The following is a 24,880-nucleotide window of genomic DNA, read 5'->3' as shown; positions in this document are numbered from 1 at the left end:
CTCTCCGAAAGCAGCCATGCCCATTCAGCCCACCCTGCTGCGCCGTCAATCGTTGCGCAGCGCCCGTGCGTCGCGGGTCGCCCCCCGCGTGAAGTGCCCCATGGTCGGCCAGTGCTTCGATATCGAGATCACTTGCGACGGCGACGGCTGGCTGATCCAGATCCCGGAGATCGGCCGGGTCACCCGCGCCGGCCGCCGGAATGCCGTGGAGTTGGCGGCGCGCGAATGCATCGCCACCTGGACCGGCATCCCGATCGGGTATGTCGCGGTCTACGTCGTGAGCGAGACCGTTTGACGCGCGTTCGTCGCGCGTAGTGGCCAAGGTGTGTCGCGCGTGTGACCTCGCCGCGACGATGACGCGAAACGCTCATCATCATGACGGTGCTCGCGGGAATCGCGGCTCTCGCGGTGGCAACCTGCCTCGGCTACTACCTGGGTCGGCGCGCGGGATCGGCGCCGCGGACCTGGAAGAGACGAACCAGTAGGGTCGCCCTCGGCCGGATGGCGATCAGCCTGCTCGTGTTGTTCACCGCGCGCCGTGCGATGACCCTGTGGGGGCCGAGATGTGTTGCGCCGCTGGTCCTGCTCCGCGGTAGCGTGGCACGGATTCGCCCCTACTGACCACGAGGACAGCCATGTCGGCACTGCAGGACAAGGTCGCGTTCGTGACCGGAGCGTCGTCAGGCCTCGGCGCCGAGACGGCCCGGCTCTTTTCCCGCCAGGGCGCAACGGTTTTCGGGATCGGTCGCGATACCGCACGCCTGGCCGAGGTGTTCTCCGATGTGCAAAACGGTTCGTACGCATCGGTGGATCTCGCTTCCGCGCAGGCGTGTCGCGATGCGGTCGAACGGTGTGTGCGCGAGTTCGGCGGGCTCGACATCCTGGTCAACGTCGCCGGACAGCACCAGATGCGCCGGACGGAGTCGATGACCGAGGAGGATTGGGCGCACGATCTCGCGGTCAACCTCAACGGGCCGTTCTATCTCTGCCGGGCCGCACTGCCCCGGCTGCTGGAGCGCGGCGGCAACATCGTCAACGTCGCCTCCATCGCCGGTGTCGAGGGCCAGGCGTACTCGGCCGGCTACTGCGCCGCCAAGCACGGGCTGATCGGGCTCACCCGCGCCCTGGCGGTGGAGTACACCGCGGATCGCTTGCGCGTCAACGCGATCTGCCCGGGCGGCATGCTGACGCCGCAGATCGAACGCTTCAGCGCACCGGAGAACCCCAACTACGACCTGATCATGCGCACGGCATCGCCGCGCGGCATGATGCGGCCCCTTGACGTCGCGAACGTGATCGCCTTCCTGGCCAGCGATGCCGCCGCCGCGGTGCACGGCGCCGTCTATCGCGTCGACAACGGCAAGGGTGCCGGCTAGCTCGTTATGCTCTGCCGCAGCGGGCGGGCGCGCACCAGGGTCGGCCACCAGAACCACGGCCCCAGGAGTCGCAGGATGCACGGCACCACGAACGACCGCACGATCAGCGTGTCGAGCAGCAGGCCGATGCACACGGTGGAACCCACCTGACCGATGGTGCGCAGATCGCTGGTGAGCATCGCCAGCATGGTGAAGGCGAAGACCAAACCGGCCGACGTCACCACACCGCCCGTGCTCCCGAGCGCCCGGATCAGCCCGGTGTGAATGCCGCCGTGCAGCTCCTCCTTGACCCTGTTGATGAGCAACAGGTTGTAGTCCGAACCCACCGCCACCAGGATGATGAACGTCAGCGGCAGGACCAGCCAGTGCAGGTGCAGGCCGACCAGGTGCTGCCAAAAAAGGATGGACAGCCCGAAGGCGCCGGCATAGGAGAAGGCCACGGTGCCGGGAATCACCAAGGCCGCCACCAGACTTCGCGTGATGAACATCATGATCAAGAAGATCAGCACGAAGGCGGCGATCGCGGCGATCATCAGGTCGGACATCGCGTACTCCTTGATGTCCTTGTCGTTGGAGCCCGAACCGCCGATGTAGATGCGCGCGCCGGCCAACGAAGTCTCCTTGAGGATCGTCTTGATCGCGTCGGGAAACTGTTGGACGTGCTCCACGCCTTCGGGGCCCATGGCGTCGCCCTCGTGGGTGACGATGAAGCGGGCCGCCTTGCCGTCCGGCGACATCATCAGCTTCATGCCCGTCTTGACGTCGTCGTTGTCGAAGCCCTCGTGCGGGATGTAGAAGTAGTCGTCGCTGCGGGACTTGTCGAAGTCGTTGCCCACGTTGATCAGATCATCGAAGGTCTGCGCGGTCTGAATGGTCTGCAGGTCGGCGGATCCGTAGCTGTTCACCAGCTTCGACTGCAGCGCCTCGGTGTCGTCGGCGGTGGCCTTGAGTTGGGCGATGATCTGCGGGAAGGCTTTGTCCACCTCTTCCAGGGACAGCTTCGCGTCCGCGATGTCGTCGGCCAACTTGTCGACTTGATCGATCGCCTCGAACAGCGAACGGAACGTCCAGCAGATGGGGATGTCGAAACAGTGCCTCTCCCAATAGAAGTAGCTCTTGATCGGCCGGAAGAAATCCTCGACGTTGGAGACCTCGTCCCTGATGTCGTCGCTGACCCGTTGGAGGTCTTCGACGGTGAGAACCGTCTGGTGCAGCTCATCGGACACCTTCTGGAAAAAGCCGATCTCCTTCCGCAGCACCGCGACCGAGTGCGCCTGGATGTCGGCCTGCGCGTCGGTGTTGGAGTTCTGCTCCTTGCTGAAGGGGAGCTGTTGCCCGTTGCCGCTGCCCTGCGTGGTGAACAAGTAGGGGATGCTGGCGTGCTCGAGCGCCCGGCCCAAGGGTCTGGTCATGCCTTGCACCATCGCCACGCCGTGCAGGCGGATCAGGGCCTTGGCGACCCGGTCCAGCGAGATGAAGTCGGCCGAGTTGCGCATGTCGTGATCGGTTTCGACCATGATCATCTCGGAGAAGAGCTTGCTCTTGGGGAAGTGCCGATCCGCCGCCTGGAAACCCAGGTTGGCGGGCGCACTGGCCGGCTGGTACTGCCGGTCGTCGTAGTTCTGCCGGTAAGTCGGTACAAAGACCGCCCCGAGCATGACGACGGCGGAACTGGCCACCAGGATCGGCACCGGCCACCGCACGACGCTCGCCCCGATGCGCCGATACAGATATCCCTTGGCGCTGGTCCTCGGGTCGAACATCCCGAACAGGCTGCCGACGGTCAGCGCAGCCGGGCCCAGCGTCATCGCCGCGGCGATGGTGAACAGCATGGTGATCGCGACGGCGGGCCCCATGGTGTGGAAGTAGTTCAGGCGCGCGAACGTCAAGCAGTAACACGCGCCGGCGATCGTCAGCCCGGAGCCGATGATGATCGGCGCGACACCCTTGTACGCGATGTAGAAACTGTCCTCCCGGCTTTCCCCGGCCTGCCGGGCCTCGTGATAGCGGCCCATCAGGAAGATGCCGTAATCCGTTCCCGCACCCAGGGTTAGGGCGATCACGATGTTCACCGCGAACGACGAGAGCTCGATGTATCCGAGGTGCCCGAGCGTGGAGATGATTCCCTTCGCCACGAGCATCTCGATGAGCACGCCGAGCAAGGGCACCAGCAGGGTGGAAGGGGTGCGGTAGACCAGCAGGAGCATCACGACGATGAGGATGATCGTGACGATCGTGACGTTGTTCAGGCTCGCGTTCGCGATGGCCAGCGTGTCCGAGGCCAGCGGAGCCGCGCCGCTGACGTAGACCTTGAGACCCGGTGGGGGCGGGTCGTTCTTGATGATGTCGCGGACGGCGTTCACCGACTGGTTGGCTTGAATCTGGCCGATGTCCCCGGCGAGACGAAGGAGCACATACGTGCACTTGCCGTCCACGCTCTGCGCTCCCGCCGCGGTGAACGGCTTACCCCACAGGTCCATCACGTACTGCACGTGCTGGGTGTCTTGTTGTAGGCGGCGCATCAGGTCGTCGTAGTACCGGTGGTCTTGGTCTCCCAACGGCCGGTTCGCCTCGAACACCACCATGGTCAAGTTGGTCGAGTTGGATTCGTGGAACTTCTCGCCGATGTGCAGCAACGCCCGCTGCGAGGGAGCGTAGTGCGGGACCATCGGCCCGGCGAGCTCTTCTGCGACCCGCTCCACCTGCGGCATGAACGTGTTCGTGGTGACCGCGAGAAGGCCCCAGAAGAAGATGATCGGTATGGCGAAAGCCCGCACCATCCTGGGGATGAACGGGCGTTTGGCCCGGGGCTCGTCGAGGCGATGCTCGGTCATGCCGACTTCACCCGGCACTCGACGTCGGCATCCGGATGGTCGTCCGACTGCTCGTCGCGGACGACGCCATCCACCAGCATCCGGCAACTCACCTGACCGCTACGAACATGCACCGAGATGCTGCCGGACGCCACGGAGAGCGTCGTGGTCTCCGTGTGGGACCACGGCAGACTCGTGAAATCGACCTGGTGCGGATGGCCGTCGATGTCGATGTAGACGAGCTTTCCCCCCTTGCCGGCATTGCCGAACACTTCGTAGGTGATCCGTTTGAGATTGAACTGCTCGGGTGCCTGCGGGCCGTTGACGGTGATGACCGGCTCGGGTTCGGAGAACTGGTGCACCTTGTACATGCACAGCAGGCCCACCCCGACCGCAACAACGGTGACCAACGGCATCCAGCCCCGCTCCAAGGCAGTCCTGCCGACTGAACGACGGCTCACTCCCTCACCTTTCGCGACCCAGTCCTACAAACGTTCCCGCCTCAGCTCCGCCCCCCGAAGGGCCGCCAGGAGCCCGTCATATATCAAGAAGGTTGACATATGTCGGTAAAGAGATTACTGCAGCCGGGCCGTCGGCGCGATCTCGGTGTGTCGAACCTGGGTCGCGGAACCGTCATGCTGCGATGGGCGCGCCGCGCAGCCGCCTCTTCAGCCGTGCGCTACTTCGAAGCCGTAGAGCCAGGTTGGTCGACGTCAGCATGGGAATCACCCCGAGAAATGTGCGCTCCGACGGTGTCGCTCCGTGCAGGTGGTAGAGGCTGCCGAACACGTAGAAGCAGCCCAGCATGAACAACGCGCCCGGGATGCAGAGCGCCATGAGGGAGCCGCGGTCGGCGACGACCTGCCGGGCGTAATCCAGCTCTTCCGCAGACATGGGTTCGCGTTTGCGCAATTTGCGCACGACCTCTTTGGCGCTGCCGATTTCCTCGCTTATCGGGCTGGTCGTCCGCCTCTCCAGCCGCCTGACGTACACGGCGCCAATGGCGGCAAGTGTCAGTGCCAGGCCCAAGGCGACCACGGTCAGCAGGCCGAACAACCCCTCAGTCACGATCACACTCCTTCGGAGCCACCGCTTCCGGTCGTTGACGACGTCACAGACGACGGGCCCCACCAGAAAGGCGCCCGGCCGGTGCTCATCTCCGGAAACCTTACTTCTCGGGAGTCAGAACCCGAAGTCGCCGCCTCCGGAATCCGAACCACCGCCGCCGAAATCGGACCCGCCGAAGTCGGATCCGCCGCCCGAGTCCCAACCACCCGAGTCCCAGCCGCCGCCGAAGTCCACGTCGCCACCGCCGGAGTACGCGCCGCCGTCGCCTGCGAAGCCGGTGTCGCCGCCGGAGTCATAGCCGCCGCCGAACCCGACATCGCCCTGCGGGCTGTCATAACCGCCACTTTGCCCGCCGTCATAGCCGGCGTCCGTGTACGCCGAATCGCGGCCGGCTTCGAAGCCGCGTTCGTAGCCGCCGCCCCAGTGGTCGTCCAGCAGCGCATCCATCAGCAGGACGTCGGTCAGCGCCCAACCCCAGCCCGGACCCCAGAACGCGTACGGGTAATACCCGGGGTAGAAGAACATCCCGTTGTAGTAGCCACCCCCGTAGTAGTGGGGATAGCCGGGCTGCGGGGTGGTGCTGTAGTTGTTGTTGTTGATCGTCACGTACTCCCCGGTGTCGGGGTTTTTCGTGCGCACCGAGGCCTGCTTGCGGTCGTCCTCGGGCACCGAGTCGACGGCGGCGACGTTGGGTGCCGGGTGACCTGGGTTGAGCTTCTGGTTGGCCTTGGCCACCGTCGACTGCACCACGCTCAGGTGTGCCCGCGCCGCACCGTAGTCCCCCGTCTCATAGGCCTTCCTGGCGTCATACAGGCTGGCGTTCGCCTTGGTGGACTCCGCGCTGACGTCCGTTTCGCTGTTGGTGAGCACCGCGTTGTCGAGGTCGCCGACATCCGCTGTGGCGGTGATCAATTCCTGCTTGATCTGCTCGCGCGCCTCTGCGTCCGTGCGGCGCTTGCGCTTTCGGCTCGCCACGAACCAGACCAAGCTGATGACGCTCAACGCGACGGCGAGAAAGACCAGCAGGGTCCACAGCCACGACCACCGGTCGGGGTTCCTGTGCACCACGGGCGACGTCGTCGCCGGTCCACCCGAGGACACGTCCACTCTGGCGAGCCTGCCGACGAATTCGCTGGTCGCGCCGTACGGGTCGTTCCGGTGGTTTCTGGCCGACTGGCTCATGAGCGGGTCGACGCTGTCCGCGACCGCCTTGGGCACGTTGTAGGCGCGGACGTGGTAGCCCCTGGCGTCGATGACCAGAATGACGCCGCTGAAGGTGGGATCCCGGCGGAGCATGGCGGTGTGGACGGCGTCCGCGGTGGTCACTCCGGTCTGGCTGCGGGCCACCGCCGCCACCCAGACCGGCGGCGTGGAACTCCAGGTCCATCGGCTGGACAGGATCTGGTCGTTGAGCCCGTCGGGGTCCCGCAGCGGCGGATTCGCCGCCGGGTCGGCCAGGACGTGCGTCTGGGCGTTGAACTTGTCCACCAGCTGATCGGTATAGGTGTCGGCCGACGCGGACGGCGCGAGCAGCATCGCCAGCGCCATGGTCACTGGGGCCAGCGCAAGCCGACGGAATCGTAGGGTCACTTTCCTCCTGCCAGGGGTCACTGTGTCGATCCTTGCGGCGGAGCGGGAAAACGTCCACTGTCGAGCGCCGGTTCAGCCTTAGCCTGTGGCGATACGCAGCGACGAGCGGCGATGGATGGCTGACCGCGGGCGGAGTGCCGGACCTACCGGCGTTGCGATGCTTCTTACATCTTCACGGTCAGCGGCCACACGTTCCAGATGTCGTCGCAGTATTCGGTGATCGCGCGATCCGACGAGAACTTGCCGCTGCGAGCGGTATTGAGGATGGACATCTTCGTCCACGACTCCCTGTCCTGCCACGCGGCGCTCACCTGCTCCTGGCAGTTGACGTAGGACGCAAAGTCCGCGCACACCAGGAAGGGGTCGTCATGGCGCAGGTTGTCGACCAGCGGGCGGAACACCTCGGTGTCGCCGTGCGAGAACGTTCCGGCCGCAATCAGATCCAGCACCGCGCGCAGCTCGTCGTTGCCGTCGATGTAATCGGCCGGGCGGTATCCGCCGGCCTTGACCGCCTCGACCTCCTGCTCCGTCAGGCCGAACAGGAAGAAGTTCTCCGGACCCACCTCGTCGCGCATCTCGACGTTGGCGCCGTCGAGCGTGCCGACCGTCAGGGCGCCGTTGATCATGAACTTCATGTTCCCGGTGCCCGACGCCTCCTTGCCCGCGGTGGAGATCTGCTCGGACAAATCGGCGGCCGGGTAGATCATGTGCGCGTTCTGCACGTTGAAGTTCGGCACGAACGCCACCTTCAGGAACCGGTTGACGTCCGGGTCGGCGTTGACGGTCTCCCCGACGGCGTTGATCAGCTTGATGATCCGCTTGGCCATGAAGTAGCCGGGGGCGGCCTTCCCGCCGAAGATGAAGGCCCGCTGAGGGGTCGACAGGCCGGGGTCCTGCTTGAGGCGGCGATAGAGCGCCACCACGTGCAGGACGTTGAGATGCTGACGCTTGTACTCGTGGATGCGCTTGACCTGGACGTCGAACATCCAGTCCGGGTCGAGGTCCACGCCGGCTACCGAGCGGATGTACTTGGCGAGGCGCGCCTTGTTGTTGCGTTTGATGTCGCGCCATTCCCGCCGGAACGTGTGGTCGTCGACGAACGGCTCGAGTCCGCGCAGGCGACTCAGATCGGTCAGCCATCCATCACCGACGGTGCGGTCCAGCAGTTCGCGCAGCCCCGGATTGGCCAGCGCCAGGAAGCGGCGCGGCGTCACGCCGTTGGTCTTGTTGCTGAACCGTTCGGGCCACATCTCGTAAAAGTCTTTGAGCACACTGCTTTTCAGCAGCTCCGAGTGCAGTGCGGCGACGCCGTTGATGGCGTGGCTGCCGACGGTGGCCAGGTGCGCCATCCGGACGCTCTTGCCGCCGTTCTCGCCGATGAGCGACATCCGGCCGACCCGCTCGTCGTCGCCGGGGAACCGGGCGCGCACCTCGTCCAGGAACCGGCGGTTGATCTCGTAGATGATCTCCAGGTGGCGCGGCAGTGCCTCGGCGAACATGTCCAGTGGCCAGGTCTCCAGCGCCTCGGGCAGCAGCGTGTGGTTGGTGTAACCGAACGTCGCAACCGTGATCTGCCACGCCTCGTCCCAGTCCAGCTGGCGCTCGTCGACCAACAACCGCATGAGCTCGGCGACGCCGATCGAGGGATGGGTGTCGTTGAGCTGCAGGGCGAAACGTTGCGGAAGTTCCTTGACGGACACGTCGGCGAGATCGTCCATGATGTGCAGCACATGCTGCAGCGAGCACGACACGAAGAAATACTGTTGCAGCAGGCGCAGCTGTTTGCCCGCCTCTGGCTCGTCGTTCGGGTAGAGCACCTTGGTGACCGTCTCCGACATCACCTCGTCCTCGACCGCCCCGTAGTAATCGCCGGTGTTGAAGGCTTCCAACGCGAACGACTTGACGGCGCGCGCGCTCCACAATGTCAGCACGTTGCAGGTGTTGACGCCGTAGCCCTGGATTGGGGTGTCGTAGGCGACGCCCTTCAGCACCCGCCCCGGCACCCATCGGACGCGGTCTTTGCCGGCGTCGTCCGTGTAGTGCGCCGCGTAACCGCCCCACTTGACCAAGTAGTTGACATCGGGTTTAGCGATCTCCCAGGGGTTCCCGTGGTCCAGCCAGTTGTCGGTCTGCTCAACCTGCCAGCCATCGTGGATCTCCTGATCGAAAATGCCGAACTCGTAACGGATTCCGTAGCCGATCGCCGGCCGCTCCAGGGTGGCCAGCGAGTCCAGGTAGCACGCCGCGAGCCGGCCCAGGCCGCCGTTGCCCAGGCCCGGCTCCTCCTCGCATGCCAGGACGGTGTCCAAGTTCTGCCCCATCGCCGTCAGCGCTTCACGGGCTGCCCGCTCCATGCCGAGATTGAGCAGGTTGTTACCCAGTTGCGGACCCATCAGGAATTCCGCCGACAGGTAGCAGGTCACCTTGCGGCCGAGATCGAGCGAGGTCTGGGTCGACACCACGCGGCGGTCCTGCATGCGGTCGCGCACGGCCAGTGCGAGCGCCCGGTAGTAATGCTCGGGCCGGCGGGCCGCGGCGGGCCGGCCGATCGAGTAGCGCAGGTGGTCGTTGATGGCCCGTTGCAGCGCGGCCGCGCTCATCCCGGTGCGAGAGTGCTCGACCAGATCGGCCCTCGCGGGACTTGAGGGGGCGATTCCGTCGGTGGGCGGCTGATCGACATCGGTCATCGTGAGTCCTACTCCCTCGAGGTTGCCGCAAATCAACCTGTCGTCCGGGGACGGCAGACCGTCAGTCTGGCAGTGATGTTTGCACACGAGGAGCGCAGCTGAAGGCTCTTACGTAAACACCAGCTCACGGGCCGGCGACGAATCGGCGCGGGCGGCCGTCGGGCCGCGGGATCTTGCGGTGGCGCGAATGGAGCGTCGTGTGTCTCAAAGCGAGGGGTGGCACGGCGCCGGATGCGCATATGTTTCGACCGTGTGGAACATCGACGGACGCAACGTGTTCGGAGAATCCGTTGGCAGGGGAGAGCCGGTCCTGCTGCTGCACGGCTACCCGCAGAGCGCATCCTGCTGGCGCCATCAGATCACGGCGCTGTCCGGCGGCCATCATGTCGTGGCGCCGGACTGGCCCGGCTTCGGCCGGTCGGATCCGCCGTCGACCGTGCCTACCTACGACAACGAGGTAGAGCGGCTCGAACGATTCGTGGCGGAGTTGGGGTGGCAACGGTTCAACCTGTGCGCCCACGACTACGGGGGCTTCATCGGACTCGGTTATGCCATCCGCCATGCCGAGCGAGTGCTGCGGCTTGCTCTCTTGAACACCCGTGCGCATGGCATCTTTCGCCCGGGGTTCTACCGCTTTTCCCGGGGGCAACGCTGGATCGCGACCCACCCGGCGCTGTCTGATGCCGCACACCGTCTTCCGCTGGCCGCGCTGCACCATCTGGCACTGACCCGCTATCGAAGGCTCGGCTGCTTCGACACCGCGCTGGAAGCCGAATACCTGGGCTGGATGAATTCGCTCGAGGCTGAGTGCGCCGCTAGCCGCCCGCGCCTGACGTCAGTGGGCGCCGGACAGGTTCAACGTGACCACGCCGGCGATGATCAACCCCACGCCGACCACCTTGGCGACGGAGACCGTCGAGCCGAGAAACAGCACCGCGATGAGCACGATCAGGGCCGTACCGATTGCCGACCACAGCGCGTAGGCGACGTCTGTCTGCATGCCGCGCGAGATCGACAGCGCCAGCAGCGCAAACGAGATGGCGTAACCCGTCAGGCAGATGACCGTCGGCCACAGCCTGGTGAAGCCCTCCGTGCTCTTGAGCAGGCTGGTGGCGGCCACTTCCGCGAGGATGGCGCAGAGGAGAAGGACGTATGTCAAGGAGTCTCCTTGGACGGGCGACGGGCGGACTGGTTCGGGAGCTAACCCGATGAGGATTCCTTGGGTTCTTGGGCCTTCGCCTCGTCCTCCAGGGCCTCCAGCCGGCTTTCTTGTGCGGCCTGCCAATGATCATCGGCCGCTTGTTGCAGCCGAGCGGTGGGCCCCAGCCCTTGCAGTGCGGCCCGTTGATAGCTGTTCGCCGTTTGCTCGTGCACCCGGGCCAACTGTTCGTGCCGCTGGGCCGCGGCGTGGTGAGCCGCTTGCGCGCGGAGCAAGGATTCCTCGGCGCGGCGGTGCGCCAGCTCCACCGACTCAGGCGTCGGGCGCTCGCCCGCGGCCAATTCCGCCCTTCGCTGGTTGAGCTCTTTCACCCGCTGTTGGACCTTGGCGGCCCGCTCCGAAGGGTCCGATCGCCGATCGGGGGAAGTCTCGGCCATCACCACATTTCCATCCACCAGAGTCCACGAGTTGGCGTCTTGATCACCCGATGTACGCGAGTATGACGTTACGCCGAAATGGCGCAACCACGGACCGCATCGCGTGGTGACCGGTCTGGCCGGCACGCAGAGGAAGACGAGGACATGAGCGCCCTATGAACTCTCCCGCTCGGGCGTTGCGGTTCGACGTCAGCGAAGCGGTCGGGGAGCAAGCATCCCTGGCGGCGACCTACTATCCCGCGCGCACCGGCGGGGCGACCGTGGGCCTGCTGGTCTGTCTGCCGGGCGGCACCTACAGCCGCGACTACTGGGACCTGTGCATTCCCGGCCATCACGGCTACAGCTTCGCCGAGTTCGCCACCGGAAACGGCTACGCCGTGCTAACCATCGACCCGCTGGGCACCGGTGAGAGCTCCCAACCCGCAGGCGATTTCGGATTCCGCGACATCGCTGCGGCGCTCGCCCACGCCGTCTCCGCGTTGCCCGAGAGGACCGGAATCCAGGCACCTCCGGTGACGGTGGCCCATTCCCTCGGCGGCTACCTGGCAATCACGCAGCAGGCGCTGTTCTCCAGCTTCACCGCACTGGCCCTTCTCGGGTGCACCAATCAGCACGTCGCGCCGCTGAACCTGGATCCGGCGTTCATCGCCCGGTCGGCAACCGCGCGGGGACGCGCCGAACTCGCCCGGGAGATCCTGTCCGCCCTGCCGGAGCCCTACTTCGAGGGACCCCGTGAGCACCTGCAGAGCTGGTTCCACCTGGCCGACGTTCCGGCCGGCGTCGTGGCGGCGGACTGCGTCGTCGCCAAGTCGATGGTGCCGCGAGTGTTCGGCACCGCCATGGTCCCGGGGGTCGTCGCCGACCACGCCGCACTGATCGACGTCCCCGTGTTGATCGGGTACGGCGTCGTCGACGTCTCACCGGACCCGCGCGGCGAAGCCGCCCTGTATCGCAGTTGCCCGGACATCACCACGCTGGTTCTGGCCGACAGCGCGCACTGCCACAACATGGCCTCGAGCCGCCATCGGCTTTGGCGGCGCCTGCTCGACTGGGCCGCGACCGTAACCTCGCAGTCGTGACAGCGGATCTGGGCCGGCGACTGGATCGCCACACCCCGGCGGTGCTGAGTGTGTTTCGGGTCGTCTACGGTTTGCTCTTCGCCGCATACGGGTCCAGGAGCCTGTTCGATTGGCCCGTCCGTTCGCCGGTTCGCGTCGAGTTCGGCTCCTGGCCGGGGTGGTATGCCGGGTTGATCGAAGTCGTCGCGGGTCTGCTCATCGGCACGGGCCTGTTCACCCGCGCCGTCTCGTTGGTGGCCTCGGGGCAGATGGCGGTCGCCTACTTCTGGATCCACCAACCCCAAGCGCTGTGGCCCGTCGCCGATCCGCCGGCCGGCAACGGTGGGGCCTTGGCGATCCTGTTCTGCTTCGCGTTCTTGCTGCTGGTCTTCGCGGGGGGCGGGAACTACTCGATCGACGCGGTGCGCGCCAGGACGGCACTTTCGGCCAAGCCTCGATAATGGCATTCTCTGATACGGAGAAGCTATTTCCATAGGAGGGCCGAAGATGAGCGTCGACCAAAGCTGCGAGGGGATGGTGGCTCTCGTCACCGGCAGCAGCCGCGGGCTGGGCAAGGCGATCGCCGCACGGCTCGCCGCACACGGTGCCACGGTCGCGCTGACCGCCCGCACGATGGACCCTGACCCCAAGTACCGGGGGTCGCTGAGGGAAACCCTGGACGAGATCGTGGCCGGCGGCGGCAAGGCCGTCGCGGTCCAGGCCGATCTGTCCCAATCCGAGGAGCGGGCAAGGCTTTTCGCCGAGGTGGTCAGCGCCGTCGGGCCTCCGGACATTCTGGTCAACAACGCGGCGGTGACCTTCCTGCGTTCCCTGGACGGATTTCCCGAACGGCGGGCCCGCCTGATGATCGAGATGCACGTCCTCGGTCCTCTGCAGTTGAGCCAGCTGGCGATTCCCGCGATGCGCGAGCGCGGGAGGGGCTGGATCCTGAACCTCACCTCGGTGGGCGGCGACCTGCCGCCGGGGCCGCCGTTCTCCGAGTTCGACCGCACAGCCGGCTTCGGCATCTACGGGACGGTCAAGGCCGCGCTGAACCGGCTGACGAAAAGCCTTGCGGCCGAGCTGTACGACGACGGAATCGCCGTCAACGCCGCCGCGCCCAGCAATCCCGTGGCCACACCCGGGGCCGGCACCCTCGATCTGGCCAAGACCGACACCGAGGACATCGAACTGATCACCGAGACCGCCCTGCGGCTGTGTACCGGTGATCCGAAAATCCTGACCGGCCGCATCGCGCACACCCAGCCCTTCCTCGCCGAGGTGGGCTGGACAAAGTCCGCCGACTGAATGGCCGAGCTCGATTCGGACGAGCTGCGGCGGCGTTTGGGCGGTGCCGGCGTCACCGGCATTGCCCCACTGACCGGCGGCGCCTCCAGCCTGACGTTCAGCGGGGACCTTGGCGGGCGACCGGTCGTGATCAAGGTCGCTCCACCCGGTGTCGACCCGGTCGGTCACCGCGACGTACTGCGTCAGGCCCGTATCATCAAGGCGCTTGCCGGAACGGGAGTTCCGGTGCCGGAGGTGCTGCGGGAGGACCCGGCGGACCCCCCGCGCATACCGCCTTTGTTCGTGATGTCGCACGTCGAAGGCGACTGTGTGGAACCACTTTTCGACGGTTGCGCCGCTTCGCCCACGCTTCCCGAGCGGTACCGCAACGCGTGCCGGACCATGGCCGTCCTGCACGGCCTGTCGCCGAGTGAGCTCGGCCTGGATGACGAACCGACCGTCGATGCGGGCGCCGAGGTCCGGCGGTGGTCCGAAACGCTGCGAACGGTGGACGCGACGCTGGTGCCCGATTGGCCGACGGTAGGTGACGCGTTGTTGAGTTGTGCCCCAAGGGCGATGCGGCCGAGCGTGGTCCACGGTGATTTCCGGCTGGGCAACCTGCTGGCCGCCGGATCCGGCATCAACGCGGTGATCGACTGGGAAATCTGGTCGGTGGGCGATCCGCGCATCGACGCCGGCTGGTTTCTGATCAACTGCAACCCCGACACCTACGGGCGCTTTTCCGGGTCGACCGGCATGGTGCCGTCCGTGGCCGAACTCGCCGAGATCTACCAAGAAGGGCTGGGCCGCGAGGTCACCGACCTGGGCTGGTTCGAGGCGCTCGCGTGCTTCAAGTCGGCCGCGACGTGGTCCCTGATCGTCAAACACAACCGGCGACGGCGCAGTCCGCGGCCGGAATTGGAGGCCATGGCGGCAACGCTCCCGAGGTTGCTGGCCCGGGCGCGGTCACTGCTGGGTTAGCGGGGCACCCGATCAGCTGCAGTTGGCGTGGAGATTTTGGCACCACATTCCGACGCCACCCCAATCACCTGACGTGCCGACCGAATCTTCGTATGGGTTCGTCATTGTGGTCGGGTACTGGATCTGCCATTCGTCGATCGTCGGGATGTCGTCCACCTGGCCTGGGTCCGGAGACGCGAGGGCCCTTCCGACCGAAAATCCGCTGCCGCCTATTAAAACTGCAAGGGCCGTCAATCCCACGATGAGTAGAGCAGCATACCTACGCTTCATCATCTGGCCCTTCGGTCGTCTGCCTGAAATGCTGGCTAACTGCGCCTAATTCTACCTACGGTGTCCATATCGCATAAGGGTCACGAACACACAACAACTTCGATCGGCCGCCCAGCAAATTTCGCGACTCGAATCGGCAAGTGCGTACCTTGGCGTGCGTGAGGCCGGTAGCCGTGGTCGTTCGTCGCGCGCTGGTGGTCGCCGTTTGCCTCGTCATGGCTGTGGTCGCGGCGCCGGTGGCGACCGCTGATCCCGATGACGGTCCCGAGATCGAGCCTGCCGCTGCAGCTTCGGCACCGGCCGGGGGTGCGGTGCCCTCGAATCCCCCCGTCATGCTCAACACTCCCGACGGCTGGACCCTGGGGTTGGGCGCCAAGGACGAGGCGCAAGTTCCGGTGGCGCCGCTGACCACGTCCATCGCGTCGCGCGAATACATGGCCAGCGGCATCTACGTCGGCTTCCTGAAAGGACCCGAAGAGCCCCACGGAATCCTGGAAGTGGGCTATCAGATCGGCTGCGGGATCGATATGAGCACCTCCAACGGCGTGATCATGGAGGGCGGTGCCGGCATCATCCCGGGCGTCAGCCCGACCTTCGACACCACCGGTACCTTGCCGCCCCTGCTGCCGTTTGTTTCGACTCCGATGAACGGCGTGATGAGCATCGGAATGAAACCGGGCCTCGTCCTCACGGTGCCGGTGATCAAGAAGAACTTCAAGGGTGCGAATCCCTGGGTGATGATCAGCAACTTCCACATCAAGATCGACGGGTGCGTGGGCCAGTCCTTCATCCGTTCCTACGCGGTGCTGACCCGAATGACCGACCTGTCCGACGTGGTGCTGTCGTACGTCGGCGTCACCAAATCGGTCTAAGGCCGATGGTGGCGACCCGCTTCGCCCGGCTCCGCCGCGCTAGCGATCGCCACGCCGCGGGGGATGCCGGCCAGCCTGTCGGCGAACTTCGCTTCCGCGGCCGCGCGCAACCGCAGTAAATGTTCGGACGGGAACAGATCGGGCGCGGGCTCACGGTCCTTCAACAGCAGCCGGGCCAGCGTCACCTTGTGCACCTCGGTCGGGCCGTCGGCAAGGCCCAGCACGAACGACTCCACCAAGTGCTGCACAAAGGGCATCTCGTGGGTGGTGCCGAGCGACCCGTGCAGCTGCAGCGCCCGCGCCGACACGTCGTGCAGGACCTTCTGCATCATCGCCTTCACCGCCGAGATATCGGCACGCACCGCCTGATAATCGTTGAATTGGTCGATCTTCCAAGCGGTTTGCAGGGTGAGCAGCCGGAAGGCCTCGATCTCCATCCACGAGTCGGCGACCATCTCCTGAACGAGTTGCTTGTTGGACAGCACCTCGCCCTGGGTGTATCTCGACACGGCGCGCTCGCAGAGCATGTCGAAGATTCGGCGGACCAGGCCGACGGTGCGCATCGCGTGGTGAATCCGCCCACCGCCCAAGCGGGTTTGCGCGACCACGAACGCGCCACCCCGCGGGCCCAGCATGTGATCGGCCGGAACGCGGACGTTCTCGTAGCGGACGTAGCCCTCGCGCCCTCCGCCCAGCGGTTGGTAACCCAGCCCGACGTCGCGCAGCACGTTGATGCCGGGAGTGTCGCCCGGAACGACGAACATCGAATAACGCTGGTAGGGCGGCGCGTCGGGATCGGTCATGGCCATCACAATCAGGAACGACGCCATCGAGGCGAACGAGGAGAACCACTTCTCCCCGTTGATGATCCAGTGATCCCCATCGGGCACGGCGGTGGTGCGGAAGACCTTCGGGTCGGCACCGCCCTGCGGCTCGGTCATCGAAAAGCAGGAAACGATGCGGTTGTCGAGCAGCGGCTCCAGGTAGCGGGCCTTGAGCTCGGGGGTGCCGTAGTGGGCCAGGATTTCGCTGTTGCCGGAGTCGGGAGCCTGGGAGCCGAAGACGATCGGCGCGCACTCCGAGCGGCCCAGGATCTCGTTGAGCAGGGCCAGTTTCACCTGACCGTGGCCGGGTCCGCCGAGGTGCGGTCCGAGGTGGGTGGCCCAGAGGCCGCGCTCCTTGACGATGTCTTGCAGCGGCGGGATCAGCGCCTGGCGCACCGGGTCGTTGAGATCGTGCGACTCCTTGACGATCATGTCGATCGGCTCGCATTCTTCGCGCACGAAGTCCTCGACCCACTCGAGTTGCCGCGCCCACTCGGGGTCGGTGGAGAAGTCCCACGACATGCGCCGTCCTCTCTAGGTTGTTGACTCTGAGCCGCTTTGGGCCACCACGCCCGCGCGCTCGAGCGCGGTGATGGCGTTGTCGTCCAACCCGATTTCGCGCAGCAGCGTGCGCGTGTGGTCACCGGGAAGCGAGGGGGAAGTGGGGGTCGCCGGCCAGGTACGGGAGAACCGGGGCGCCGGCGCCGGTTGGGTGATGCCATCGATGTCGATGAACGTCTTCCGCGCGGCAAGATGCGGGTGCCGCGGCGCCTCGGACAGCGAAAGGACCGGTGTCGCACAGCATCCCGGCGTATCGAGGAGCCGCGCCCACTCCTCACGCGATTTCTCGGCGAAGCGGGCGGCCAGTGTGGCCCGGTGGGCGGCCCACGTCTGCGGTGCGTCTTCATCGTGGGGCACGTCGACGCCCAGACGATCGCACAGCTCCGCGTAGAACTTCGGCTCCATCGCGCCGACGGCGAAATGACCGCCGTCTGCCGTGGCGTAGACGCCGTAGAAGTGGGCGGCGCCGTCGAGCAGGTTGTCGTGGCGTCGGTCGCGCCAGGTGCCGGCGGGCACCATCCCGAAATAGGGCGCCAGCAGCGTGGCGACCCCGTCGACCATGGCGACATCCAGCACCTGACCGGTGCCGGATTCGCGGGCCTCGAGGATCGCGCTCAGCAGGCCGACCGCCAGCAGCATGCCGCCGCCGCCGTAGTCCCCGACCAGGTTCAGCGGCGGCACCGGGGATTCGGCGGTGCCGATGCCGTGCAGGGCACCTGCCAGGGCGATGTAGTTGATGTCGTGGCCGGCGTGCCCGGCCAGCGGCCCGTCCTGGCCGTACCCGGTCATGCGGGCGTACACCAGGCGGGGATTGCGCTCGCACAGCGCATCGGGGCCGATGCCGAGTCGTTCGGCCACTCCGGGCCGGTACACGTCAACGAAGGCGTCCGCGTCGGCGACCAGGCGGTGAACCAGGTCCCTGCCGCGTGGATCCTTGACGTCGGCGGCGAGCGACCGCTGGCTACGACGCACCGAGTAATCGATGGGGAGCGGACCGTCCACACCGGGAAGGCCGTCGACGCGGATGACGTCGGCGCCCAAGTCGCCCAACAGCATTCCGCAGAACGGGGCGGGCCCCAGGCCGCCCATCATCACGATGCGCACGCCGCGCAGCGGTCCGGTCACGACGACCATTTCTTGCGGCGCTCGGCCGCCTCGTCCGTGGCGTGCGAGATCACCTGGTTGCGGTTCTCCAGCTCCAGAGCCGCCGACAGGCTCGCGGCGTCGGTGTTGACCTGCAGCGCACGCTTGGTCAGTTGCGCTCCGAGCGGCGAATGGCTCGCTATCAGCGCCGCCAACTCGACCGCGCGTTCGGCCAGCCGATCCGGCTCGACCACCTCACTGACCAGACAGCGCCGATCGGCTTCGGCGGCCGAAACCGTGCGGCCGGTGAGCATCCAGTCGGCGGCCACGCTGGTGCCGACGATGCGCGGCAGGTGGTAGCTCATCCCCATCTCGGCGCCGGAGAGCCCGAGCAGGATGGCGGCATTGCCGAACGATGCGTTCTGCGAACAGATTCGGATGTCGGCGGCCAGGCACAGCGCGAGTCCGGCTCCGACGCAGGGGCCGTTGACCGCGGCGACGACGGGTTGCGGCAAGGCCCGGACTTCTTCCGCCAGGGCGGCCATCCGCTCCTGGAAGCGCATCCGATCCAGCGCGGGTGCGGTGGCCTCCAGCATCGAAGGGCCGAAGTCGCGCACGTCGATCCCGGCGCAAAAGCCGCGCCCGGCACCGGTCAGCACGACGGCACGCACCGAGTGGTCGGTGGCGAAATCGGCCAGCATCTGGCCCAATTCGGTTTGCATCACCTCGTTGATGGCGTTGAGTTGCTTCGGGCGGTTCAGGCGCAGCACGGCGACCCCGTCGCACGGCCGCTCGAGCTCCAGCGCGCTCGGCATGGTCACACTCGCTCGATGATGGTTGCGGTACCCATTCCGCCGCCGGTGCACATGGTCACCAGACCCGTTGACAGGTCGCGGCGCTCGAGTTCGTCCAGCAGGGTGCCGATGAGCATCGCCCCGGTGGCGCCGATGGGGTGGCCCAGGGCAATGGCGCCACCGTTGACGTTGACCACCTCGGGATCGATGTCGAGATCGCGCACCGTCTTGAGCGGAACCGCGGCGAAGGCCTCGTTGATCTCCCAGAGGTCGATGTCCGCCACCGTCATGCCGGCGCGTTCCAGACATCGCTGGGCCGCCGGTCCGGGCGCGGTGAGCATGATGATCGGTTCGCTGCCGACCGTCGCGGCGGCGCGCACCTGAGCGCGCGGGGTGACGCCATGGGCGTGCATCCAGTTGGAGGAGGCGACCAGCACCGCGGCGGCCCCGTCGACCACCCCGGAAGAGTTGCCCGCGTGGTGAACGTGATCGATGTGGTCGATGCCGGGGTAGCGCTGAAGGCAGATCTCGTCGAAGGTGCGTTGCTCACCGTCGGCGCGGGTGTCGCCCATCGCGGCGAAGGCAGGCTTGAGGCGCGCCAACGTCTCGGTGGTGGTGCCGGGGCGGGGATGTTCGTCGCGTCCGAAAGGGCCATCGGGCGTGGGGACGTCGACCAGCGAACGCGCGAACCTTCCCTCGTCGATCGCCACGGCGGCGCGGCTCTGGCTTTGCGCGGCGTAGGCGTCGACCGTTTCGCGGGTGAAGCCCTCCAGCGTGGCGATCAGGTCCGCCGAAATGCCTTGGGGGACAGTAGGGTACCGCGCCCGGAAGTCGGGGTTGTGGCCGTCGATCGTCGGGATTCCCACGGTGGCGTCCCACCGGGACATCGATTCGACTCCGCCGGCGATCACCAGATTCTCGTTGCCGGCCGCGATCGACGACGCCGCGACCGTGACGGCCTGTTGGCCCGATCCGCAGAATCGGTTCAGCGTCATCCCCGGCACGGTCTCGGGCCACCCCGCGAGCAGAACCGACAGGCGCGCGATGTCGTCGCCGTGGTCGCCGCTGAGGATGCCGTTGCCCGCGACCACGTCATCGACGTCGGCCGGCTCGAAGCCGATCCGCTCGGCCAGCGCGGTGAGGCAACGGGCGAACAGGGTCTGCGGATGGACGGCGTGCAGTCCGCCGTCGGGGCGGCCTCGGCCGCGGGGCGTGCGCACTGCATCGAGGATCCAGGCGTCGATGACGGACTCCCATCGTTCGGGGGCGATGACCTCACGGATCACCGGTATCGTAATTCGTCTCTCGGCTGTGGAGAACTACCTTCTCCAAATTGGCGAAGCTATTCTCGCCGGGTGGGCAGCAGCGCATAAGCCGGCGCGCATCGGGTAGCCCGCACCGCATGACCAAGATCGGATACTTCCTCTCCAGTGAGCAGTACGGCCCGAAAGAACTTGTGGACCAGGCCAAGCGCGCCCAGGCCGCCGGGTTCGACGCGCTGTGGATCTCCGACCACTTCCACCCGTGGAACGACGAGCAGGGGCAGAGCCCGTTCGTATGGGGCGTGATCGGCGCGTTGTCGGAGGCGACGTCGCTGCCGGTCAGCACCGCCGTGACTTGCCCGACGATCCGGACGCACCCGGCGATCATCGCGCAGGCTTCGGCGACCGCCGCCGTTCAGCTCGACGGCCGCTTCGTGCTGGGCGTCGGCAGCGGCGAGGCGCTCAACGAACACATCCTCGGGGACCCCTGGCCGTCGGTGGGCGTGCGCCAGGAAATGCTGGAGGAAGCGGTCGACGTCATCCGCCTGCTGCACCGCGGGGACGAGGTGAGTCACCACGGCAAGCACTACGAGGTGCAGGAGGCCCGCATCTACACGCGGCCCGAGCGGCCGGTGCCGATCTACGTGTCCGGCTTCGGGCCGCAGGGCGCCGAGCTGGCCGGGCGCATCGGCGACGGCTTCGTCTTGGTGACGCCCGAGGCTGACTTGGTGAAAGCCTTTCGGGAGGCCGGCGGAGGGGACAAGCCGGTTCAGGCAGGCATGAAGGTCAGCTGGGACAACGACGCCGACGCCGCGCTCACGACGGCGCACCGGTTGTGGGGCAACGATGCCCTGCCCGGACAGTCCGCCCAGATCCTGCCGCGCCCCAAGGACTTTGCCGCGCTGATGTCGCTCGTCACGCCCGAGCAGGTCGCCGAAGCCGTGGTCTGCGGACCGGACCCCGACGCACATGTCGCGAGGGTGCGCAAGTACCTCGACGCCGACATCGACGAGGTGTACGTGCAGCAGATCGGGCCGGACAAGGACGGCTTCTTCGCGGTGTGGGAGCGCGACGTGCTGCCTCAGGTCCGCGGCTGAGCCTCCGCTTGGGCATCGCCGTAGAAGCCCGCCCGAAGCAACGCGGTGATCTCGCTGACCAACGGCATCCGCGGATTGGTGCGGTTGCTCAGGTCCTCGAATGCCGTCATCGCCAACGCGGGCAGTGCCGCCAGGAACTCCCCCTCGTCGACGCCGTGTTCGCGCAGCGATCGCGGCATGTTCAGCCGGTTCAGCAGATCGTCGACGCCGCGAAACAACCGACTGCGGCATTCGTCTGGTTCATGGCCACCGAAGATCAGCCGGCCGAGCTGCGCGTATTTGTCCGGCGCCACGTAGGCGGAGTAGCCGGGCGCGGGCATGAACTTGCTCGGCAGGCTGGCGTTGTAGCGCAGCACATGCGGCAGGAATATCCCGTTCGCCCGGCCATGCGAGATCCCGAATCTGGCGCCGACGGCATGGGCGAGCGCATGGTTGGTCCCGACGAAGGCATTCGAGAAGGCAAGCCCCGCAAGGGTTGCCGCGTTGGACATGTCGGTTCGCGCGGACAGGTCGTCCGGATGCTCGAACGATCGCGGCAGCGCGTCGAAGATCAGCCGTGCCGCCTGGGCGCACAACGCGTCCGTATAGGGCGACGCGAAGATCGAGACGCAGGCCTCCAGGGCGTGGGTCAGCGCGTCGATGCCCGTGTCGGCGGTCAGCTGCTGCGGCATCGAGGACGTCAGGACCGGGTCGACGATCGCGAGATCGGGCACCAGGCTGTAGTCGACGAGCGTTTCCTTCTTGCCGCGTACCGTCAGCACCGCCGCCGGCGAGACTTCCGACCCGGTGCCCGACGTCGTCGGGACGGCGACTAATTGGACGCGATGCCGGTCGACCGGATAGTCGGCCACGCGCTTGCGGGGATCGAGGAACGGCATCGTCAACTCGTCGAGGCTCTTCTCCGGGTGCTCGTAGAACAGCCGGATCGCCTTGCCGGCGTCGAGCACGGAGCCGCCGCCGACGGCGATCAGCAGATCGGGCTGGACCCGCTGTAGCAGCGCGACGCCACGGCGGATGGTCGCCTCGTCGGGCTCCGGCGTCACCTCGCTGAACACCTGCACGTGCTGGGCGCGCAACTTGCCGCGCAACGCCTCGACCACGCCGCGCTCCTCGGTCAGCGCATCGGTGATGACGACGACGGTCTCTGTGTCGAGTTCGCGCAGGTTGTCCAGCGCGCCTTCGTTGAAGTAGGTGTTGGACGGGACGCGGAACCATTGCGGCGGGGTGCGGCGCCGCGAGACCGTCTTGATGTTCAGCAGCTGCCGGTAGTTCACGTTCTCCGTCGTGCTGGACCCGCCCCACGTGCCGCAACCCAGCGAGAAGGTGGGGGTCAGGTTGTTGTAGACCCCACCGAGGGCCCCGACCGCAGTGGGGGCGTTGACCAGGATGCGACCGGTCCGGACCGCCAGGCCGTATGCGTCGATGACGTCCTCGTCGTTGGCGTAGACCGCCGAGGTGTGGCCCAGACCCCCGTGCTCGGTGACCAGGACGGCGACGTCGATGGCGTGCTGGACGCTGCGTGCCCGCACCACCCCGAGCACCGGCATCAGCTTCTCCCGCAACAGGGGATGGGAAGCGAGTTCGTCCAAGTCGGCGGGCAGCTGCGCCAGCAGCACCTTCACGGTCGGCGACACGCTGAAGCCCGCCCGGGCGGCCAGCTCCGACGGCTTCTGTCCGACCGCGTCGAGCGAGATCTTGTCACCGCAGCCAAACGCGAACTCCGCCAACGCCTTCGCCTCGTCCGGTGTGAGCACCTGGGCGCCCAGCCGCTGGAACTCGGCCATCATCTCGTCATACACCTCGTCGTCGATGACGCAGGTTTGCTCTGCCGGGCAAATGACCGAGGAGTCAAAGGTTTTCGAGATCAGGATGTCGACGACTGCGCCCTTGAGGTCCGCCGTCTTGTGAATGTAGATCGGTGCGTTCCCGGGACCGACCGACAGGCCCGGCTTTCCGGCCGAATTCGCCAGCGCGACGATCTTCGGTCCACCGGTCACCCAGATGAAATCGACTCCGGGGTGTTTGAACAGATAGTGGGTGACCTCGTGTGCGGCGTCGGGGATGACCTGCAGCGCCCCCGGTGGCATCCCGGCCGCTTCGGCCGCCGTGCGGAGCACCTCCAGGCTGCGTTCGCAGCAGCGCACCGCATACGGTGACGGCCGGAAGAGAATGGCGTTGCGGGTCTTGGCGGCCACGATCGCCTTGAACAGCACCGTCGACGTCGGGTTGGTCACCGGGGTAATGGCCAGCACGACCCCGATCGGCTCGGCCACGTAGGTGATGTTGTGCTCGACGTCCTCGTCGATGACCCCCACCGATTTCTTGCCACGCAGGTAGTCGTGCAGGAACTCGGTGGCCACATAGTTCTTGACCACCTTGTCCTCGAAGACGCCGAAACCCGTCTCCTCGATCGCGACGCTCGCCAGCTCCCCCGCGGCCCGTACCCCGGCGCGCACCATCGCCTCGACGATCGCATCGACCTGCTGCTGGTCGAGGTTGCGGAAGGCGCGGGCCGCCGTGGCCGCCCTGCCGACGATCGCGTCGACTTCGTGTCTGCGCTGCTCGCCGACCAAGGGGTCTGCGACTGAGGAGGTGGGCTGGGTTGGCGTAGTGGTCATGATCGCGTTTTCGATGGGGGACACGGAGGGCTCCAGAATGAGCAGAAGCGACGCCGTGCGCCTAGGGCTGAAAGGCCCTCGACCAACTGGCCCGCGCAGGCCAACTCTGGCGCAAGCGGGCCGCCGGCGGGGCATGGCGATCGCCGATACTGGCGCCCATGCACATCACCGTCGACCTCGGCCTGTGTGAGGGCCATGGGCAGTGCCTGCTGGCCGCCCCCGACGTTTTCGACATTCCCGATGGTGCCGAACAAGTGGTGGTTCTGCAGCCGGACCCGCCCGAAGCCGATCGGGAGCGGCTGATCCGCGCGGCGGCGATGTGCCCCGCGCAGGCGATCCGAATCCTCAACTGATCCGGTTGGTTTCGGCGACGTCATCGAGCAGCCGGTAACGCCCGGCCAACGCGGCGGCCGCAACCCGGTTGCTGACCCGGAGCTTGTGCAGCAGCGCGGCCACCATACGTTTGGCGGTGCGCTCCGACACCAGCATCCGCTGGGCGATGTCGCCCGTTTCCACGCCGGTCGCCAGCAGCGTCCAAAGCTGAAGTTCCTGGGCGGACAGGCTGTCCAGCAGTTCGGACGGCGGCTTGCGGGTGTTGCTCAGCAGCGCGTCGAGCAGTGCGCCGTCGACGACCCGCAAGCCCTCCGCGATCGTCCACAACGGTCCCGCCAGCGCTTCGGGCCTCGCGGTTTTCGGCAGAAAGCCGTCCGCGCCGGCGCGTAACGCCTCTTCGGCCAGCGCCAGGTCCTCGGTCCCCGACAGCGCGAGAATCCGGGTCGTGGGGCGGCGCGCCTTGATGTGCCGGATGGCGGCGACCCCGCCCAGCGGCGGCATCGACAGGTCGATGATCGCGACATCGGCATCGCAGCGGGCCACCAGGTCGGCGGCCTCTTCCACGTACGTCGTCTGGCCGCCCACGGTGAACAACTCGCCCCACTCGCGGGTGAGCAACAGGGCGAGGCCCTGGGCGAATAGCTCATGGTCGTCCACGATGACCACGACATACGGCGAGCGAGTCATTGCCGCGATGCTAGCGCGAACTC

General features: G+C 66.7%; 23 protein-coding genes and 1 pseudogene. 11 read left to right on the top strand and 13 right to left on the bottom strand.

Features of this window, described 5'->3' with window-relative positions; translation table 11 throughout:
• The first annotated feature begins 100 nt into the window (after window positions 1-100).
• The 3 genes from U8D42_RS15025 to U8D42_RS15015 all read left to right on the top strand — a co-directional run bounded on the left by U8D42_RS15025 (window position 101) and on the right by U8D42_RS15015 (window position 1,376).
• Window positions 101-295 carry a long chain fatty acid-CoA synthetase Faa4p gene (locus U8D42_RS15025; protein WP_322860161.1) on the top strand — a complete coding sequence of 65 codons (195 nt, stop codon included), beginning with the start codon at window positions 101-103 and terminating at the stop codon, window positions 293-295.
• An 80-nt stretch (window positions 296-375) separates the two neighbouring features.
• Window positions 376-621, top strand: a complete 246-nt coding sequence (locus U8D42_RS15020) for a hypothetical protein (RefSeq protein WP_322859837.1) — start codon at window positions 376-378, stop codon at window positions 619-621.
• A gap of 14 nt (window positions 622-635) precedes the next feature.
• Window positions 636-1,376: an SDR family NAD(P)-dependent oxidoreductase gene (locus U8D42_RS15015; RefSeq protein WP_322859838.1), complete on the top strand. Its 741-nt coding sequence runs from the start codon at window positions 636-638 to the stop codon at window positions 1,374-1,376.
• Here the strand turns inward: U8D42_RS15015 and U8D42_RS15010 are convergent.
• From U8D42_RS15010 to U8D42_RS14990, 5 genes are all read right to left on the bottom strand, one after another.
• Window positions 1,373-4,210 (bottom strand): RND family transporter, encoded by a 2,838-nt coding sequence (locus U8D42_RS15010; RefSeq protein WP_322859839.1) that lies wholly within the window; start codon window positions 4,208-4,210, stop codon window positions 1,373-1,375. The genes U8D42_RS15015 and U8D42_RS15010 overlap by 4 nt on opposite strands.
• A complete protein-coding gene (locus U8D42_RS15005) occupies window positions 4,207-4,605 on the bottom strand; it encodes an MmpS family transport accessory protein (protein WP_085238792.1) in 399 nt (132 codons plus the stop codon). The genes U8D42_RS15010 and U8D42_RS15005 overlap by 4 nt, the downstream gene beginning before the upstream one ends.
• 217 nt (window positions 4,606-4,822) lie before the next feature.
• A complete protein-coding gene (locus U8D42_RS15000; protein ID WP_322859840.1) occupies window positions 4,823-5,257 on the bottom strand; it encodes a hypothetical protein in 435 nt (144 codons plus the stop codon).
• A 114-nt stretch (window positions 5,258-5,371) separates the two neighbouring features.
• On the bottom strand, window positions 5,372-6,847 hold the full coding sequence (locus tag U8D42_RS14995; protein WP_322859841.1) for a hypothetical protein: 1,476 nt from the start codon (window positions 6,845-6,847) through the stop codon (window positions 5,372-5,374).
• A gap of 164 nt (window positions 6,848-7,011) precedes the next feature.
• Window positions 7,012-9,447 carry a glycogen/starch/alpha-glucan phosphorylase gene (locus tag U8D42_RS14990; protein WP_322860162.1) on the bottom strand — a complete coding sequence of 812 codons (2,436 nt, stop codon included), beginning with the start codon at window positions 9,445-9,447 and terminating at the stop codon, window positions 7,012-7,014.
• A 274-nt stretch (window positions 9,448-9,721) separates the two neighbouring features.
• Here U8D42_RS14990 and U8D42_RS14985 point away from each other — a divergent pair.
• Window positions 9,722-10,390 (top strand): annotated as a pseudogene (locus U8D42_RS14985) (alpha/beta fold hydrolase); the annotation flags it as partial.
• Here U8D42_RS14985 and U8D42_RS14980 read toward each other — a convergent pair.
• Window positions 10,370-10,693, bottom strand: coding sequence for a DMT family transporter (locus U8D42_RS14980; protein WP_085238790.1), 324 nt, complete (start codon window positions 10,691-10,693; stop codon window positions 10,370-10,372). The pseudogene U8D42_RS14985 and the gene U8D42_RS14980 sit on opposite strands and share 21 nt — an antisense overlap.
• 41 nt (window positions 10,694-10,734) lie before the next feature.
• Entirely contained in the window at window positions 10,735-11,130 is a 396-nt protein-coding gene (locus U8D42_RS14975; protein WP_322859842.1) for a hypothetical protein, read from the bottom strand.
• 155 nt (window positions 11,131-11,285) lie between these two features.
• Here U8D42_RS14975 and U8D42_RS14970 point away from each other — a divergent pair, with 155 nt between their 5' ends.
• From U8D42_RS14970 to U8D42_RS14950, 5 genes are all read left to right on the top strand, one after another.
• Window positions 11,286-12,209, top strand: a complete 924-nt coding sequence (locus U8D42_RS14970) for an alpha/beta hydrolase (protein ID WP_322859843.1) — start codon at window positions 11,286-11,288, stop codon at window positions 12,207-12,209.
• Entirely contained in the window at window positions 12,206-12,649 is a 444-nt protein-coding gene (locus U8D42_RS14965; protein ID WP_085238787.1) for a DoxX family protein, read from the top strand. The genes U8D42_RS14970 and U8D42_RS14965 overlap by 4 nt, the downstream gene beginning before the upstream one ends.
• A 46-nt stretch (window positions 12,650-12,695) precedes the next feature.
• Window positions 12,696-13,496 carry an SDR family NAD(P)-dependent oxidoreductase gene (locus U8D42_RS14960; protein ID WP_322859844.1) on the top strand — a complete coding sequence of 267 codons (801 nt, stop codon included), beginning with the start codon at window positions 12,696-12,698 and terminating at the stop codon, window positions 13,494-13,496.
• Complete coding sequence (locus U8D42_RS14955) at window positions 13,497-14,456, top strand: phosphotransferase family protein (protein WP_322859845.1); 960 nt, start codon at window positions 13,497-13,499, stop codon at window positions 14,454-14,456.
• Between the two features lie 485 nt (window positions 14,457-14,941).
• Window positions 14,942-15,598: an MspA family porin gene (locus U8D42_RS14950; RefSeq protein ID WP_322860163.1), complete on the top strand. Its 657-nt coding sequence runs from the start codon at window positions 14,942-14,944 to the stop codon at window positions 15,596-15,598.
• Here U8D42_RS14950 and U8D42_RS14945 read toward each other — a convergent pair.
• Genes U8D42_RS14945 through U8D42_RS14930 form a run of 4 tightly spaced genes read right to left on the bottom strand, consistent with a single transcriptional unit; the run spans window position 15,595 to window position 20,080 of the window.
• Complete coding sequence (locus U8D42_RS14945) at window positions 15,595-16,944, bottom strand: acyl-CoA dehydrogenase family protein (RefSeq protein ID WP_322859846.1); 1,350 nt, start codon at window positions 16,942-16,944, stop codon at window positions 15,595-15,597. The genes U8D42_RS14950 and U8D42_RS14945 overlap by 4 nt on opposite strands.
• A gap of 12 nt (window positions 16,945-16,956) precedes the next feature.
• A complete protein-coding gene (locus U8D42_RS14940; protein WP_322859847.1) occupies window positions 16,957-18,108 on the bottom strand; it encodes a CaiB/BaiF CoA transferase family protein in 1,152 nt (383 codons plus the stop codon).
• The gene (locus U8D42_RS14935; protein ID WP_431523877.1) at window positions 18,105-18,881 is read right to left on the bottom strand and encodes an enoyl-CoA hydratase/isomerase family protein; all 777 of its coding nucleotides are present in this window, start codon (window positions 18,879-18,881) and stop codon (window positions 18,105-18,107) included. The genes U8D42_RS14940 and U8D42_RS14935 overlap by 4 nt, the downstream gene beginning before the upstream one ends.
• A 2-nt stretch (window positions 18,882-18,883) precedes the next feature.
• Complete coding sequence (locus tag U8D42_RS14930; protein WP_322860164.1) at window positions 18,884-20,080, bottom strand: acetyl-CoA C-acetyltransferase; 1,197 nt, start codon at window positions 20,078-20,080, stop codon at window positions 18,884-18,886.
• 182 nt (window positions 20,081-20,262) lie between these two features.
• Here U8D42_RS14930 and U8D42_RS14925 point away from each other — a divergent pair, with 182 nt between their 5' ends.
• Window positions 20,263-21,219 (top strand): LLM class F420-dependent oxidoreductase, encoded by a 957-nt coding sequence (locus U8D42_RS14925; protein ID WP_322859849.1) that lies wholly within the window; start codon window positions 20,263-20,265, stop codon window positions 21,217-21,219.
• Here the strand turns inward: U8D42_RS14925 and adhE are convergent.
• Window positions 21,204-23,837: a bifunctional acetaldehyde-CoA/alcohol dehydrogenase gene (gene adhE / locus U8D42_RS14920; protein ID WP_322859850.1), complete on the bottom strand. Its 2,634-nt coding sequence runs from the start codon at window positions 23,835-23,837 to the stop codon at window positions 21,204-21,206. The two genes, U8D42_RS14925 and adhE, sit on opposite strands and share 16 nt — an antisense overlap.
• 158 nt (window positions 23,838-23,995) lie before the next feature.
• Here adhE and U8D42_RS14915 point away from each other — a divergent pair, with 158 nt between their 5' ends.
• The gene (locus U8D42_RS14915; protein ID WP_085238779.1) at window positions 23,996-24,190 is read left to right on the top strand and encodes a ferredoxin; all 195 of its coding nucleotides are present in this window, start codon (window positions 23,996-23,998) and stop codon (window positions 24,188-24,190) included.
• Here U8D42_RS14915 and U8D42_RS14910 read toward each other — a convergent pair.
• The gene (locus U8D42_RS14910) at window positions 24,183-24,857 is read right to left on the bottom strand and encodes a response regulator transcription factor (protein WP_085238778.1); all 675 of its coding nucleotides are present in this window, start codon (window positions 24,855-24,857) and stop codon (window positions 24,183-24,185) included. The genes U8D42_RS14915 and U8D42_RS14910 overlap by 8 nt on opposite strands.
• Window positions 24,858-24,880: the final 23 nt, after the last annotated feature.

Source organism: Mycobacterium europaeum (genome assembly GCF_034555895.2).
Classification (GTDB): domain Bacteria; phylum Actinomycetota; class Actinomycetes; order Mycobacteriales; family Mycobacteriaceae; genus Mycobacterium; species Mycobacterium europaeum.
Note: the sequence above shows the minus strand (reverse complement) of the source record. Positions and strands in the feature narration are given on the sequence as shown.

Coding starts and splice junctions, on each gene's coding strand:
- U8D42_RS15025 (WP_322860161.1), top strand. CDS start 101: ATGGTCGGCCAGTGCTTCGATATCGAGATCACTTGCGACGGCGACGGC.
- U8D42_RS15020 (WP_322859837.1), top strand. CDS start 376: ATGACGGTGCTCGCGGGAATCGCGGCTCTCGCGGTGGCAACCTGCCTC.
- U8D42_RS15015 (WP_322859838.1), top strand. CDS start 636: ATGTCGGCACTGCAGGACAAGGTCGCGTTCGTGACCGGAGCGTCGTCA.
- U8D42_RS15010 (WP_322859839.1), bottom strand. CDS start 4,210: ATGACCGAGCATCGCCTCGACGAGCCCCGGGCCAAACGCCCGTTCATC.
- U8D42_RS15005 (WP_085238792.1), bottom strand. CDS start 4,605: ATGCCGTTGGTCACCGTTGTTGCGGTCGGGGTGGGCCTGCTGTGCATG.
- U8D42_RS14990 (WP_322860162.1), bottom strand. CDS start 9,447: ATGAGCGCGGCCGCGCTGCAACGGGCCATCAACGACCACCTGCGCTAC.
- U8D42_RS14975 (WP_322859842.1), bottom strand. CDS start 11,130: ATGGCCGAGACTTCCCCCGATCGGCGATCGGACCCTTCGGAGCGGGCC.
- U8D42_RS14970 (WP_322859843.1), top strand. CDS start 11,286: ATGAACTCTCCCGCTCGGGCGTTGCGGTTCGACGTCAGCGAAGCGGTC.
- U8D42_RS14960 (WP_322859844.1), top strand. CDS start 12,696: ATGAGCGTCGACCAAAGCTGCGAGGGGATGGTGGCTCTCGTCACCGGC.
- U8D42_RS14955 (WP_322859845.1), top strand. CDS start 13,497: ATGGCCGAGCTCGATTCGGACGAGCTGCGGCGGCGTTTGGGCGGTGCC.
- U8D42_RS14950 (WP_322860163.1), top strand. CDS start 14,942: ATGGCTGTGGTCGCGGCGCCGGTGGCGACCGCTGATCCCGATGACGGT.
- U8D42_RS14945 (WP_322859846.1), bottom strand. CDS start 16,944: ATGTCGTGGGACTTCTCCACCGACCCCGAGTGGGCGCGGCAACTCGAG.
- U8D42_RS14935 (WP_431523877.1), bottom strand. CDS start 18,881: ATGCCGAGCGCGCTGGAGCTCGAGCGGCCGTGCGACGGGGTCGCCGTG.
- U8D42_RS14925 (WP_322859849.1), top strand. CDS start 20,263: ATGACCAAGATCGGATACTTCCTCTCCAGTGAGCAGTACGGCCCGAAA.
- adhE (WP_322859850.1), bottom strand. CDS start 23,837: ATGACCACTACGCCAACCCAGCCCACCTCCTCAGTCGCAGACCCCTTG.
- U8D42_RS14915 (WP_085238779.1), top strand. CDS start 23,996: ATGCACATCACCGTCGACCTCGGCCTGTGTGAGGGCCATGGGCAGTGC.
- U8D42_RS14910 (WP_085238778.1), bottom strand. CDS start 24,857: ATGACTCGCTCGCCGTATGTCGTGGTCATCGTGGACGACCATGAGCTA.